Raw genomic sequence first — 13,810 nt, 5'->3', positions numbered from 1 at the left:
TCCACCCCCGACGCAGCCCCGCGTGCCGTGAGCCTGAACCTCCGGCACGTGGGGCTGCCCCTTTCCCGCCTTCTGTCAGGAGAAGTCATGCCCGCACGCGCCCGCAAAACCCCTGCCCGTAAGCCCGCTGCCGACCAAGGGCTGGTCCTCGACCGGGCCGCCGCCAAGACGGCCACCGCGGGTCTCGTCGAGGACCGCGAGCCGCTGTTCACCATCGGCGGCGTCACCTACACCATCCCGAAGACGGTGCCCGTTTCCTGGTCGCTGCAGACGTTCAACGTAGCCGTCAATCAGGGCGAGAGCGCGGCGCTGGCCTTCGCCGCCAGCAAGGCGCTCACCACCGAGGCGTGGGAAGCGTTGCAGGCGTGCGACACCCTGACCCGCGATGACCTCTCGACCGTGCTGAACGCGATCATGGACCGCGTGCTGCCCGAGGGGCTGGCTGTCCCAAAAGCGTGACCGACGACTGGCACCGTCGGCTCTCGACGGTGGGCTGGTACTTCGCCCACCTCGACGACGTGTGCTCGGACATGTCGGCCTACCACCGGATCGAGAACCTCGACGGACCCGCGGCCGTGTTCCTCTCGCGCATGGTCCGGCTCCCGGTCTACGGCGGCGCCGTGGCGTTCGCCGCTCGCGAAGCCGCCGAGGAACCCGAGCCGCTCGCCCGCCCGACCCCCGTTCCGCTGTCGGAGCCGGTCACGGTCAAGCCGCACAGCCGCGGCGAGCTCGCCGCACTCAACCAGTCCCGCGAGTACGGCCCGCTCGGGTCCAACCAGCAGGTCGGGATCTTCGACCTCGGATAAGGGGGTCAGATGTCCGACGGTGAGTTCAAGCTCGCAGGCGCGTACGTGGAGATCCGGCTCAAGGACGAGACTTCCTCCGACGAGAAGCGCATCCGCGCCCGCCTCGAGGGCGAATCGGCGATCAACTGGGACACCGCGCTGAACGACCCGGCGAACACCGAGATCGTGAAGAAGAAGGTCTCTGCGGGCAAGCCGGTGACCATCAACGCGGACCTCGACGACAAGCTGGCGCAGGCGAAGGCCGACGAGTTCGTCGCCAAGCGCAGGAACGCCGTCATCGACCTCGACGCGAACATCGCTCAGCTGCGCACGAAACTGGATGAGCTGAGCAAGAAGCGCGGCGTGTCGGTCGAGGTCGACGCCGACATCCGCAAGGCCGAGGCCGAGCTCGCCGCGCTCACCGCCCGACGCCGCACGATGCAGCTGGAAGTCCAGGCGAAGACCAAGCCGGCCGAGGACGAGATCTCGCGCCTGGCGGCACGGGCCAACGCCCAGTTCAACGCACTGGTGTTCACCGGGCTGTCGGTGGGGCTGCCCGCGGCCGCGGCAGTCGGAGCGGCTGGGGCGACGCTGTCACTGGCGCTGCTCGCGGGCGGTTTCGCCGCGCTCGCGGTCGCCGGTGTGGCGAGCAGTGACCGGGTGCAGTCGCGGTTTTCCGAGCTGTCCTTGCAGGTGCGGGCCGACACGAAGGTGATGGCCGCGCCGCTCGAGGGCGAGGTGGTCGGCGCGATCGACAGCGTCGGTACGGCTTGGACCCGCCTTCGTCCGCAGATCGCGACGGCAGTGGCAGGGTCCGCCCCGGCCATCCGGGAGCTGACCGGCGCCGCCACCGATCTCGCCGAGGGCGCGATGCCCGGACTGGTGGTCGCGGTCAAGTCGTCCGACGCGGCGCTGAAGGGCCTGCGCACGTTCGCAGGCGAAGCGGGTACCGGACTGGGCGAGTTCTTCACCAACGCCTCGCGGGGTAGCGAAGCCGCTGGCCGAGGAATGGTCATATTCGGCGGCACGGTCCAACTGCTCGAGGCTCGGCTGGGGACGCTGTTCGCGAACCTCGCCAACGGGTCCGCAGGCCCGCTGAGCCAGCTACACGCCATCGTGGACCTCGCGACCGGTGCCCTGATCGACCTGACCGCGCACGGCAGCGCGGCTATCAGCTTCCTGACCGGGTTCGGCAACGCGGGCGTCGGCACAGTGGCGTCGCTGCGCGGTCTGCTGTCCCTGCTGGAGCTGCTCCCGCCGGGTGTCACCCAGTTCGCTGGGTCGATGACGGCGGCCACCATGATCGCGTCCAAGTTCGGCATCGACGCCGGGGCCGGATTCCGTGGCCTTGGCGAGAGCGTCCGCAACGCGGGTGCGGACATGACCGGCGCGGCGAAGGCCGGGTCCAAGGTCGGCACCGCGCTCGGCGGCCTGGTCGCTGGCGGGCTCAACCCCGCGTTCCTGGCGGTGGCAGCCCTCGGGATCGGGCTGCAGATCCTAGGGCAGAAGCAGGCCGAGGCGTCCGCGAAAACCGCCGAGCACAAAGAAGGTGTGCGCGAGCTGACGCAGGCCTTGCGCGAAGACAACGGCGTCGTCGGCGAGCACACCTCCAAGGTGAACACCGACGCGCTGCAGGCGAAGAACGCGGCCGCGAACATCTCCGTCTACGGCGGCGCGCTGGGTGTCGCCTCGGCAGCGGCGGGCGGCAACTCGATCGCTCTGGCAGACCTGACGGCGAAGTCGAACACGTGGATCGCGTCCATGGGGCAGCAGAACATGCTCTCGGACACGAACATCAAGGGCCTGCAAGACATCAGCACACACTTGCTGACCACCGGTGGGTCGTATTCCGATGTCGAGACGAAGGTGTCGGGCTACACACAGTCGCTGGCCGGATCCAACCACGAAGCGTTCAACCAGCTCCGCGCGCTGCTCAACGGCAACGGCGCGATCGGCGAACAGGTTCGAAAGACCGCCGAGGCACAGCAGGCGCAGAACGACTACGCCGCCGCGATGGACCACGCGTCGTCGGTGCTGTCGCGCGGTGTCACCCCGGCGGCCTACGCGGCGTCGGTGGCGACCGTGGCGCTGAAGGAGGACTTCGCGAAGCTGGCCGCCACCGGCGGAGATGTCGCGACCAAGGGCCAGGCGATCATCGACGTGATGCGTCGCCTCGCCGGGCAAGCCCCAACGGTTGAGGAAGCGCTGCAGGCGTGGAACGACGACCTGCGCGGGATCGGTGAGGCGTTCAAGAAGCTCGACATCAAGAACCACGCCAAGGACCTCATCGACTCCAGTGGCGCGATCAACACGGTCACCGAGGCCGGATCGAAGCTGCAGGACACCGTCGAGAAGGGTGCCAACGACTTCGCGGCCTACAGCCAGTCCCTCAAGGACGCGGGCGCGCCGGCCGACGAGATCCGCGGCAAGTTGGTCGGGATGCGCGACGAGTTCACCAAGCAGCTCAAGCAGCTCGGCCTCAACGACACGCAGATCGGCAAGGTGCTCGACCACTACGGGATGTTGCCGGACAAGGTGGTCACCCAGCTGGGCCTCGAGGGCGACACGGAGACGCAGAACAAGATCGCCGGGGTCGTTGCGCAGATCAAGAGCATTCCGGACACCAAGGGTGTGCACGTCGACGCCCTGACCGGTCCTGCGGTGAAGGCGTTGCAAGAGCTGGGCTACAAGGTGGTGCAGCTGCCTGACGGTAGCTTCCAGGTGTTCTCGAACACCGCCCCCGCTCAGCAGGCGGCGGTGGAGCTGCTGAACAACATCAACCACTCTGAGTCGACGGTGACGGTGCACGCCGACACCGGCGACGCGACCGGCTCTGTGCAGGTGTGGCAGCAGAAGGCAGACGGCACCGTAGGCCTCACGACCACCGACACCCGCGTTGATCCGGCGTCGAACAAGCTCCAGGTGTGGGCGGCACAGGCCAACGGCACGTACGCCTGGACCACTACCGACTCACGCCTCGACCCGGCGACGGGGAAGCTGCAAGCGTGGGTGCGTCAGGCGGACGGCACCGTCGGGTGGGTCAACGCCGAGGCCAACACCAGTGCCGCGGAGCGTGCGCTCAACAACACCGCGCGCGATCGCACCTCGACGATCAACGTCGGCGTGAACTACCGCGACTCGATTCGTGTCCCCGGCACGAACATCACGATGAACGCCGAGGGCAACTACTACGGCGCCAACATGGGATTCGCTGACGGCGGGTTCCCGGCACCGACCGGGTCGAACTCGTTCAACGGACTCGCCCAGGTCGTCCCGCCGGGCACGTACAAGTGGGCCGGTGACGCGACGACCCCGGAGGTTTTCGCGCCACTGAACGGTTCTGAGCGCACCGCCGGTTTGCTGACCAAGGCGGCGCAGCACGAGGGGCTGATGGGCCCACGCGGCGGCACGACGGTCACGAACAACATCACCATCCACACGATCGCCCAGGACCCGCGAGCGCTCGCCGCCGCGGTGTCGGGGGAGCTCTCGTGGTCGATGAGAGGAGTGTAGATGCCCACTCCAGCGCTGTGGCCAAACTACGCGATCGGCTCGTGGTCGGCCAACGTGACGGACGACTTCGGTTGTCTGTGGGTCGTCGTGAACCAGACGTTGAACGACGGCGTGGGGAGGAAGACCCACACCACGGAACGGCCGTTCGGTCCCGGCGCGTATCGGGATCGGTCGTATCCAGCGGCGCGTATCGGCACGATGCAGGGGTGGTGCCAAGCACCGGATCGAGCTGGTCGTGAGGCTGCTCGTGACCGGCTGATGGCGGTGCTCGCCGACGGCGGCCAAGCACCGCTTGTCGTGTCGACGGGGAATTCCACGCGGCAACTGCTGGTGGAGTTGAACAATGACGCGCCGAAGTGTGATGTGTGGAAGGACGCGCAGGGTTTCGACTGGCAGCTCTCGCTGTACGCCGCAGATCCGCGCTACGTCAACAGTTCGGTCCGTGCCGTGTCGACGACCATCGGCGGGGCATCCACTGACGGGCTCGACTGGGCCGCACCGGGGCCGCAGTTCATCTCGGCGGGTGTGGCGTCGGAGGGTTCGAACGCGCCACGGACACCGGGTATGCCAGCGGGCATCGTCGCGGGTGACACCCTGCTGTTGCTGGCCGCGATCCGTAACTCTGGCGCGGGCACAGTCGACACCCCCGCTGGATACACGCTGCTGTCGGATGGCTCGAACCTTCGGCTGTTCGGCAAGGTCTACGACGGGGTGGAGTCCGCTCCCACAGTCACGTTCACGGGCGGCGTCGTCAACGCAACGAACAGTGCGCAGATGTCGGCTTTCCGTGGGCTGTCGCTGACGGTACTCAACGCCGCCACCCAACTCAACGGGTCCGTGCAGGACATCGCCTACCCAGCCGTCACCGTCCCCACCCAGCGCGCCGTGGTGCTTTACGTCGGCTGGAAGCAGGCCATCAACACCGGTGTGGCGACCATCGCGGGCGCGACGGAGATCGGCGACATCAGCACCGTCACCGGCTCCGGTGCCTCGATCGTCTGGGACTACACCATCCAAGGAACAGCACCAGCCAACATCGCGGCCGGCTCATTCACGGTGTCCGGCGGCACCGCCGCGATCTCCCGCGGTGCCGTAGTCGCCTTAGACGGCAACGTCCCCGGCGCTGGACTCGACTGGCTCGCCGGAACACCCGGCGGCCTCGACTGGGGTACCAGCGGCTCGGGTGGGCCCATCGTGATGGACAACCCCGGCAGCGCTATCACCTGGCCGACATTCACCTTCACCGGCCCGCTTGTGAACCCCAGCGTTACGGACCCGGCGACGGGCAACACCGTCGCCTACAACGGGACCGTCGCCGCAGGGCAAACGCTCGTCATCGACTGCTCGCCATTCACCCGCTCCGTGAAGCTCAACGGCATCGACCGGTCCGGTGCGCTGTCGTCCGCGCAATGGATTTCCATCCCCGCCGGTGGAACCACGGTCGCGCAGTTCGCGGGCACGGGCGTCGGCACGCTCACCGCCACCTGGCAGTACGCCTACAACTAAAGGGGGGCCGTCATGGCACCGACGAACGCAGCGGCCACGGGCGCGTGGTCGATCCAGAACCGCAACAACGCACGCCAAGGCCGCGCCCTGCTCCAGGGGCTCTACCTGGGCGTGAACACGAACGGCGGGGACCCGATTCCGCTGGCTGCCGTGCGGTCAGGGGTGGTGCCCACTGTGGACTCAGGGGCCATCATCTACGACTTGCGTGTGATCGTCACCAGCGGTCTGGCGATGTCGGTCAAGCCCGGCACGGCGATCATCAACCGTACCGGACAGGGACCGTACGAGGGGTGGCTGACCGGCTCCTCGGTGCCGATAGCGTCCGACACCGCCCCCGCCACCAACCCGCGCAACGACATCGTGGTGATGCGGATTTACGACGCTGCTCAGGGCGACACGGTGCCTGCTACCGGCCCGTGTCAGATCGAGGTCATCACCGGCACGCCTGGTGCGGTCCCGGTGGACCCGGCCATCACCGGGCTGGCTGGTGGCGGTGTCACGCTGGCGCTGGCACGCGCTCAGGTGTCCACCGGCGGTGTGATCACGCTGACCGACTTGCGCAAGGGAACGAGCTTGCTCGGCGGCGTTCGGCCGTTGCTGCCTGGCGACGCGCTGGCCGATCAATCCAACTTGAGCGGCGACCTGCGCTGGACCGGCAGCACCTTGGATATGTGGCGCGGTTCGGACGGCTCCTGGCAGCCAGTGGCGCTCAGCGGTGCGGGGTCCGGGTTCGCCAAGTACACCGACACGGGCACCCAGGGAATTACCGGCGGTGTGGAGACTCGCATCAAACTTCGGGGCGCTACGGTCAGTTGTCCGGATGTGACACCGAACGCTGCGCTGGACCGCTTCACCCTCAACCGGTCGGGGGTGTGGTCGCTGACGGCCGCGCTGCGCGCCCCGAACTCATCGATAGGCGACAAGATTACCTGGATCTCTGACGCCAACACGTTTGCGACCGGCCGGAACAACTCGCAAACGATCGCCACCGCGTCGGTATACCAGGCGTCCACGGTGTCCAAGGAGGACAGGTTCAGCGCTGGCGACAGCGTGTCCATGTGGCACTACACAAACCAGTCATTCACCCTGGGTGTTGTCGACCAAATGCCGTGCATGACGCTCACGTGGGTCCGGGCCTAATGGCTGCGGAGCAGGAGTACACGGCGGTGGTGTACTCCACCACGTCTGGTCGTGTGCTCTATGACATCGACCTGGCAGGAGACCCTGACTGGTCAGCTAAGATCAACGAAGAAGGCGACTGGTCGGTGCCCATCCCCTTGCGAGGCGGGGAATCCACGGTCAGACTGCACGAGTGGATCATCCCCTATCGCTACTCGGTGGCGATCATCTTGGGGTCCACCGTCTGCCAGGCAGGGCCGATCTTGCCCTACGACCCGTCGTCGAACGAGTCCACGATCGCCGTGAAAGGTAAGGGTTTCTGGGAGCTGATGAATCGGCGCGTTCTGCACAACCGTTTGTGGGACCCGTCGTCCAAGCGGATCACGGATTCGTCCGCGGACATCACGTTTACCGATCTCCTGGCGAACATCGCGCGGCAGATCGTTGAGCAGTCGACGCTCTGGGCGTTCCGGCCAGGGTCCGCGCTGCCGCTCGATCTGCCGCCGTACATCGCTGGCGGGGGACCGAACGTGCGGACCTATCACGGTTACGAGATGGCCAGCGCGGGGCAGCGACTCAAGGAACTCACGCAGGTCGATGGTGGCCCGGACGTGTATTTCCAGCCGTACATGACCACGGTCGGCGGAACCCGTTTCGTCCGGCACCGGATGCTCATCGGGCAGCCCTTTCTCGTGCAGCCCGGCGTGCCGTTGCTCTTCGACTACCGCTCGTCGCTGGTATCCCTCGGAATCCAGGGCGGCGGGACGACGCCGGCCATCACGGCGTTCGTCAAGGGCACCGGCAACGAAGCCGGGCAGTTGTACGGCTACGCCACGGCGACGGCCCTCACGGACGCAGGGTGGCCCGCGCTGGACATGGTGGACACCAACCACACCGACGCGGCGCTGCAGCCGACGCTCGACGGCTGGGCCGCCGCGGACGTGGCCCGCTATGGCGTGCAGCCCGAACTGTGGCAGGCCACTGTGAAGGCCAGCTACGACCCGGACATTTCGACGTACATTCCAGGTCACTTCGCCAACTACAGCGTGAAGAATCACCACTGGCTGCCGGATGGAATCTACAACTGGCGGATCGTCGGCTTGTCCCATTCCGGGAGCTCGGATCGCAACACGGTGGACCACCAGCTGCAGGCTGCTAGGAGTTTCTGACATGGTCGCTAACATCCCGATCGAGCGCCCGAATACCTACGACGCCCTGACCAACAAAATCGCTGATCTGCAGGCGCAGGTCGATGCGCTGACCCGGCAGTCGAAGTATCCGTTCGTGGTGAGCCACGATCCGGGAATCGTGGACTTCTCGGTGGTGCCGGACACGGGCGCGGCGGGCGGCGCGAACCTGACCGTCAACGACGGAGCTGGCGGGCCGTTGCTGCGCACTTTCACCGGCGCGGGCGGGCAGAAGACTTCCAAGTTGTACGACCAGTCCGGGCACATCATGTGGGGCACCGATGAGGTGGCAGGCTACGGGCTCTCGGAACCCACGCTGTCTTACGGCATGTCTACCGAGATAGCCGGAAACGGCAATCAGTCGATGGGTGTCAACACCGAGAATACTGTGATGGTGGGGGGTGTTCAGGCATACAACCCGGCGGTGCTTTGTTCAATTACCATCTACACGCTCATAACCAACTATGACTTCAGGGTTACAGCACAGAGTGGCGCTACCACCGTTTCCACCTCGATCACCACCGGACTGAATAGCACCAGCGCCATCACAAAAATGCTGCTGCTTCCGGCAACTTTCATGAATGCGCCTGTGACGCTCAGAGCGCTGGTTACGCCTCGGTCCGCATCAGGCACCGCATGGGTTTCCTGTTCCGGAGCCTACGGAATCGGTAAGGGATATTACGACCTGAACCCGGGGCTCCACTGATCGCTCGGAGAGAACGAAAGGGGTGACGGTGGGTGCCTTGGACATCGGTCAGCTTCTCGCGTCGGCCGGCCCGTCGGCGGCACTGCTCGTGGTCGTCCTCGTCGTCGGCTGGTTCTGGCTCCGCGCCGAACGCCGTAACACCCGGCTTCAGAACGATCTCGACGCCGAGCGGAAACGCCACGCCGGGCTCGTCGACGCGGAACGCGCACGCCGCTGGAAAGCCGAAGACGCAGCCGCGAAAGCCCGCAGGAAGGCCGGTGACGTAGATGCGTAGGACACCGATCATCGCGGTGGTGCTCGCCACGCTGGCGCTGCTCGCCGCCGGGTGGACCATCTACGAGCAGATCACGGCTCGGCAGGACGCGGCCGCCGGCCAATCGCTCGCCGAGCAGGTAAGCGCCACCTGCGCGAAAGGTGGCCGGGCCGCTGCCGAGCTCGGCCCGGCGTGCGCGAAGGCCGCCGAGGTCAAGGACCAAGCACCACCGGCGGCGGCACCGGTCACCGTCGCCCCTGACCCGGCGGTCGTTCGCCAGGCCGCGCGGACAGCGGTGAACGACTACTGCGCGGTCAACAACGGGTGCCGGGGCCCGGACGGCGCCAGCCCGAACTTCGACGCGATCGTGACCGCGGTCGTCGCGCGCATCCCGGTGCCGAAGGACGGCCGTGACGGGACGAACGGTGACGCCGCGGTCGCGGTCGCGGCGTACTGCGGCCAGCCGACGGAGCCGTGCCGCGGAGCACCGGGCAAGCCTGGTGTCGATGGCAAGCCGGGCGTGGACGGCAAGCCCGGCGCCGACGGTGCGACCGGCGCGGCAGGGCCCACCTGTCCCGAGGGCTACGAGCTGCGTGACGCGGTCATCACCGCGCCGGACGGCTCGACCTACCGGGGCAAAGCCTGCGTTGACCCGAAAACCTCCGCGCCACCGCCGAGCTCGAGCCCGGACCCGCCCCTGCCCCTGCCAACGACCGGAGGCTGACCGATGACCGACACCTGGTGGATCGACTACAGCGCGAAACGCCTGTCCGCCGCGACGATCAAGGCCACCGCGGTCGGGCCGCAGGGTGAGCACCCGACCGGTGTGATCCGCTACCTCGACGCGCCCGCGCAGCTGCAGACCAAACACACCAACGTGCAGGAGTACACCGACCTCGTCCGGTCCGGGCTCGCGATGCAGGCGATGTACTTTGAGGTCGGGCGCAACGACCCGCTGTCCGGCTACGCGGGCGGGCAGGCCAACGCTCGGCGCGCGCTGGCCGGCGCGAGCTGGCTCGGGTTCGACGGCGTCATCCTGTTCTGCTGCGACCGGTGGATGTACGCGGCACCCGGCAACCCCGCGATCCCGCCCAGCGTGTGGCAGGCCTACCTCGACGGCGCGGTGTCCGTCCTCGGACGGAACCGGACCGGGGCCTACGGGTTCGCCGACGCGATCGACGCCGCGGTCGGGCACGTCGACTTCTTCGTCCAGTGCGGCGCCCGCTCGGCGGTGCGCCCGTTCGTGCACGGCTGGCAGGACAACAACACCCAGCCCGTCGTCGACGGCATCAAGACCGACCGCGTCCTGATCTTCAAACCCTTCACCACCACTCCGGAGGACGACATGGCACTGACCGACAAGCAGATCGGCGACTGGAACAACGCGATCATCAGCGACCACGTCGGGATCTGGTACGGCGGCGGCGACAGCCCGCTGGGCGGCGTCGGCCTGCTCCAGTACGTCAAGGACCTCCGCGCGCAGGTCGACGCCATCAAGGCCGCCCAGGCGACCGGCGGTGTGGACCTCGACGCCCTCGCCGCGAAGGTCGCCGCGCTCGTCGGACCCACCCTCGCCGCGGCCGTCGCCGACGAGCTCAAGAACAGGCTGGCCAGCTGATGGGCGCCCAGCACGGCGACCCGATCGGCTCGTCGACCATCGGCACGTCCGAGCCCGTCGCCATCGCCGAAGCCGTCCGCGTTGTCCTCGCCGGGATCGTCACCGCAGGGTGGCTGACCATCCCCGACGCGACGATCAACACGATCGTGTCCGGGCTCGCGCTGGCCCTGTCAATCCTGGGCAGTGTCCTCGCACGACGCAAGGTCGCGCCCGTCCCACCCCAGTAAGCCCCTCGAAGAGCAGCAAAGGAGAGCCGTTCATGAGCGAGCAGGAGTACCACCCCGCGGATCCGCACTTCAACCCGGCACACCCGGACCACGAGGCGTGGCGCAGCGGTCCACAGTCTCCGGACATGCCGGCCGAGGCGGGCATCGTCGCGATGTTCACCGACCCGACCGGCCCGATTCAGGCATCGGATGTGCGGCTCGACGAGCCGACCGGTCCCGAGGAGAAACCCGCAACCGCGAAGAGCCGTAGCAAGTAGGCTCCGCCGCAAGAAGACACGCCTCCAACGTGATCGAGAACAAAGCCCCCGCCCTCACCGGTACGAATCCGGTCGGGCGGGGGCCTTTCGTCGTCGCAGCGCAGAACCCCCGGTGCTCGTGAAGACACCGGGGGCTCTGGCCTTCACGCGCCGGGTAACGCGCGAAGTGGAAGCCCAGCCGCCGCACTGCACGAGGGGAGAGACGGTGCGGCGGCCGGACGATCAGGGGGAGGGTCGGCGCGCCGTAGCGGGGGCCGTCGCGCCGACCGGTGGTCTACTCGTCCTCGTCGTCCTGCTCGTCGTCGACGGGGCCGTCACCGTCGGGGTCGTCGATCGTGCCGTCGAACGTCCGGCGCCAACTCACGCCGAACCTCGCTCGTGCCAGTGCTCGCAGTCCCACGCGTAGCCAGCCGACCGGTAGACCACGTGGCAGTGGAAGCAGGCCCGGATCTCCAGCTCGTAAGGCGTCCAGGTGGTCATCTCCTCCGGCGTCGCACGACCCTTCGCCGCGGACGGCAGGGGCGTTGCCTTCGTACGCAGTTGGACACCGGTCATCGCTCGCCCCGCTGGGCGACCTGGCGCAGATCCGCGAGGGTCTGCTCGATGTTCACGGCCACGTCGAGGCTGTCGAGGATCGCGGTCGGGCCGTTGTCGATGCCGATCGCGGCGACAACCTCGCCCGCTGTGTTGGTGGTCAAGCCCGTGGTCACGGTGACCGGACGGCCGAGGGAGTCGACACTCGACACCACGCGCGTCCGGCGCCAGCCACGTGGATCCGTCACGAGATCCGCCCGGTTCGGACCAGGGCGAGTTCGGTGCGGCACTCGCGGCAGACCAGGAACGAGCTTCCCGGCGTGATCGGCGCCGGGTCGATGTCCTCGCGCTTGTGCAGCTCAGGGGCGAGCTTCCCGACCAGGCACCACGGCTCCAGCAGGCCAATCGAGTTGTCGGCAAGATCGCGCTTGCGGTACAGGTGCGCCGCACCGTGGGCCTTGTAGTACCGGGCCGTGAAGTCGGCGTCGGTGGTCACTCTCGTCTCGATCAGCGCGTGTCGTCCCATGACATCTCCGTGAGTTCCCTTGTGAGTACTCAGCTGACCATACAACTAGGAATCCTTGTTGTGGTCAGTCCGAACGGGTGACGCTACGATGCGCAACCATGGAAACGTCGGGATCGGCCACCCACCGGCTGGTGTTGGGCCGCGATCTGAAAGAGCTTCGCGAGAAGGCAGGGATCACGCGCGAGCAGGTAGCCGCGCACCTGTCCTGGTATGTCGCGAAGATCAGCAAGATCGAGCAAGGGCAGGCCACTCTGAAGGCGAACGACATCACGGCCCTGCTCACCTTCTACGGCGCCGACCCCGAAGAGGTGCAGCGGATTCAAGAGACAGGCGCACTGGCCCGCAAGCGTGGCAGCTTCGGCAAGGTCGCCGACTGGGCCCGGCAGTACCTCGGACTCGAAGGGGACGCCGTGGCGCTGAACGTCTATGACACCGAGTTGATCCACGGCCTGTTCCAGACACCTGAGTACGCCCAGGCGGTCGTGAGCACCAGCGCTGTCGTTGCGGCGGTCGACATCCCGCGTGTGGTGGAATCCCGGATGCGCCGTCAGGTGCTGCTCGAACGGCAGTCGCCGCCGGAGATCCATCTCATCCTGGGCGAGGCTGCATTGCGCCGTGAGATCGGGGGTGCCGCCGTTCTTGCTGCTCAGATCCGACGCCTCGTCACCGTGGCAGACCTGGCGCACGTCACCGTGCAGATTCTCCCGTTCGCAGCCGGCCAACACGCTGCCCTGGGATCGGGCTTCACGCTGCTCACGGTGCCTGTCGGCACATCGAACAAGTCGTGGGCCTACCTCGAAGATCTCACCAGAGCCGACTTGCTCGACGGAGATTCGCACGTGAACGCGTACGGACTGGCGTTCCGCACGCTGACGGAAACTGCCTTGTCAGCGCGTGAGAGCATCAGTCTGATGGATTCGATTGCACTGGATCTTGAGAGGTCGAAGCCGTGAACGCGGAGCTGAAGAACGCACACTGGCGGAAGTCTTCGCGATCCTCAGGTGGCTCGAACAACTGCGTCGAAGTCGCACTCGCGACCAAGACCGTAGGCGTGCGGGACACTAAGGACCGGGCCGCCGGGCATCTGGCCGTCTCGCCTGGTGCTTGGGGAGCCTTCCTCGCGAAGGTGTCCGCCAACTAGGTATTGCACACAGCAGAGGGCCCCGGCGACTCGTGAACGCCGGGGCCCTCTGCTGTGTCCGGGGCTCAGGGACGCGCCGCGGACAACACGACGGCGAGGGCCACGAGAGCCACCGGCACGATGACGAGCGTCCACATCAGGATCGTGCGGATCGAGTAGGTGACCGCCAGCTGCTCGAGGGCGGCCTGGCGGATGGGGTCATCGCTGGCGAGGACGCGGCGCTTGGCCAGCTCGGCGGCGGACTTGCGGCTGGCGTACCCAACTGCGGTGCTGGAGCTCTGGACGTTCTCAGGGGTGGACATGTGTCTGCCTTCCGTCGGATCCTGCTGATGGACTCGTGTTGATCACGTGCTGTGTTACGTGCGGCGCCGTGGCGCCCCGCCAGACCGCGCGGACGATCCGGCCCGCTCGGCGGCCGGTCATCGCTTCGGCCCGGAG

18 protein-coding genes are annotated in these 13,810 nt (G+C 67.3%); 14 read left to right on the top strand and 4 right to left on the bottom strand.

Translation table 11 applies throughout. From position 1 onward, the window contains the following. The first annotated feature begins 87 nt into the window (after positions 1–87). The 12 genes from QMK34_RS05490 to QMK34_RS05435 are packed head-to-tail and all read left to right on the top strand — an operon-like array spanning position 88 to position 11,171. Positions 88–459, top strand: coding sequence for a hypothetical protein (locus tag QMK34_RS05490; protein ID WP_326412223.1), 372 nt, complete (start codon positions 88–90; stop codon positions 457–459). Next, entirely contained in the window at positions 456–806 is a 351-nt protein-coding gene (locus QMK34_RS05485; RefSeq protein ID WP_326412222.1) for a hypothetical protein, read from the top strand. The genes QMK34_RS05490 and QMK34_RS05485 overlap by 4 nt, the downstream gene beginning before the upstream one ends. Positions 807–815: 9 nt before the next feature. Continuing rightward, a complete protein-coding gene (locus tag QMK34_RS05480) occupies positions 816–4,298 on the top strand; it encodes a hypothetical protein (RefSeq protein WP_326412221.1) in 3,483 nt (1,160 codons plus the stop codon). Beyond that, positions 4,299–5,804 carry a phage distal tail protein gene (locus QMK34_RS05475; protein ID WP_326412220.1) on the top strand — a complete coding sequence of 502 codons (1,506 nt, stop codon included), beginning with the start codon at positions 4,299–4,301 and terminating at the stop codon, positions 5,802–5,804. It begins immediately after the preceding gene. A gap of 12 nt (positions 5,805–5,816) precedes the next feature. Beyond that, the gene (locus QMK34_RS05470) at positions 5,817–6,944 is read left to right on the top strand and encodes a hypothetical protein (protein ID WP_326412218.1); all 1,128 of its coding nucleotides are present in this window, start codon (positions 5,817–5,819) and stop codon (positions 6,942–6,944) included. Then, positions 6,863–8,092: a hypothetical protein gene (locus QMK34_RS05465; RefSeq protein WP_326412217.1), complete on the top strand. Its 1,230-nt coding sequence runs from the start codon at positions 6,863–6,865 to the stop codon at positions 8,090–8,092. Before QMK34_RS05470 ends, QMK34_RS05465 begins: the two co-directional genes overlap by 82 nt. Before the next feature lies 1 nt (position 8,093). After that, complete coding sequence (locus QMK34_RS05460) at positions 8,094–8,816, top strand: hypothetical protein (RefSeq protein ID WP_326412216.1); 723 nt, start codon at positions 8,094–8,096, stop codon at positions 8,814–8,816. A 28-nt stretch (positions 8,817–8,844) separates the two neighbouring features. Then, positions 8,845–9,090 (top strand): hypothetical protein, encoded by a 246-nt coding sequence (locus QMK34_RS05455; protein ID WP_326412214.1) that lies wholly within the window; start codon positions 8,845–8,847, stop codon positions 9,088–9,090. Continuing rightward, positions 9,083–9,793: a hypothetical protein gene (locus tag QMK34_RS05450; protein WP_326412213.1), complete on the top strand. Its 711-nt coding sequence runs from the start codon at positions 9,083–9,085 to the stop codon at positions 9,791–9,793. Before QMK34_RS05455 ends, QMK34_RS05450 begins: the two co-directional genes overlap by 8 nt. A gap of 3 nt (positions 9,794–9,796) precedes the next feature. Beyond that, positions 9,797–10,687: a glycoside hydrolase domain-containing protein gene (locus tag QMK34_RS05445; RefSeq protein ID WP_326412212.1), complete on the top strand. Its 891-nt coding sequence runs from the start codon at positions 9,797–9,799 to the stop codon at positions 10,685–10,687. Further along, positions 10,687–10,914: a hypothetical protein gene (locus QMK34_RS05440; protein WP_326412210.1), complete on the top strand. Its 228-nt coding sequence runs from the start codon at positions 10,687–10,689 to the stop codon at positions 10,912–10,914. Before QMK34_RS05445 ends, QMK34_RS05440 begins: the two co-directional genes overlap by 1 nt. Positions 10,915–10,946: 32 nt before the next feature. Next, positions 10,947–11,171 carry a hypothetical protein gene (locus tag QMK34_RS05435; protein ID WP_326412209.1) on the top strand — a complete coding sequence of 75 codons (225 nt, stop codon included), beginning with the start codon at positions 10,947–10,949 and terminating at the stop codon, positions 11,169–11,171. Between the two features lie 360 nt (positions 11,172–11,531). Here the strand turns inward: QMK34_RS05435 and QMK34_RS05430 are convergent, their stop codons facing one another. From QMK34_RS05430 to QMK34_RS05420, 3 genes are read right to left on the bottom strand one after another with little or no spacing between them, the layout of a single operon-like run. Continuing rightward, entirely contained in the window at positions 11,532–11,726 is a 195-nt protein-coding gene (locus QMK34_RS05430) for a hypothetical protein (RefSeq protein WP_326412207.1), read from the bottom strand. Beyond that, positions 11,723–11,953: a hypothetical protein gene (locus tag QMK34_RS05425; protein WP_326412204.1), complete on the bottom strand. Its 231-nt coding sequence runs from the start codon at positions 11,951–11,953 to the stop codon at positions 11,723–11,725. Before QMK34_RS05425 ends, QMK34_RS05430 begins: the two co-directional genes overlap by 4 nt. Beyond that, the gene (locus QMK34_RS05420; protein ID WP_326412203.1) at positions 11,950–12,231 is read right to left on the bottom strand and encodes a hypothetical protein; all 282 of its coding nucleotides are present in this window, start codon (positions 12,229–12,231) and stop codon (positions 11,950–11,952) included. Before QMK34_RS05420 ends, QMK34_RS05425 begins: the two co-directional genes overlap by 4 nt. 98 nt (positions 12,232–12,329) lie before the next feature. Between QMK34_RS05420 and QMK34_RS05415 the strand changes: the two genes are divergently transcribed. Together QMK34_RS05415 and QMK34_RS05410 are read left to right on the top strand one after the other, a co-directional pair. After that, the gene (locus QMK34_RS05415; RefSeq protein WP_326412202.1) at positions 12,330–13,184 is read left to right on the top strand and encodes a helix-turn-helix domain-containing protein; all 855 of its coding nucleotides are present in this window, start codon (positions 12,330–12,332) and stop codon (positions 13,182–13,184) included. Next, positions 13,181–13,372 carry a DUF397 domain-containing protein gene (locus QMK34_RS05410; protein ID WP_326412201.1) on the top strand — a complete coding sequence of 64 codons (192 nt, stop codon included), beginning with the start codon at positions 13,181–13,183 and terminating at the stop codon, positions 13,370–13,372. Before QMK34_RS05415 ends, QMK34_RS05410 begins: the two co-directional genes overlap by 4 nt. Positions 13,373–13,437: 65 nt before the next feature. Here QMK34_RS05410 and QMK34_RS05405 read toward each other — a convergent pair whose 3' ends face one another. Beyond that, the gene (locus QMK34_RS05405) at positions 13,438–13,674 is read right to left on the bottom strand and encodes a hypothetical protein (RefSeq protein ID WP_326412199.1); all 237 of its coding nucleotides are present in this window, start codon (positions 13,672–13,674) and stop codon (positions 13,438–13,440) included. Positions 13,675–13,810: the final 136 nt, after the last annotated feature.

The organism is Amycolatopsis sp. H20-H5, assembly GCF_035828755.1.
Classification (GTDB): Bacteria; Actinomycetota; Actinomycetes; order Mycobacteriales; family Pseudonocardiaceae; genus Amycolatopsis.
Note: the sequence above shows the minus strand (reverse complement) of the source record. Positions and strands in the feature narration are given on the sequence as shown.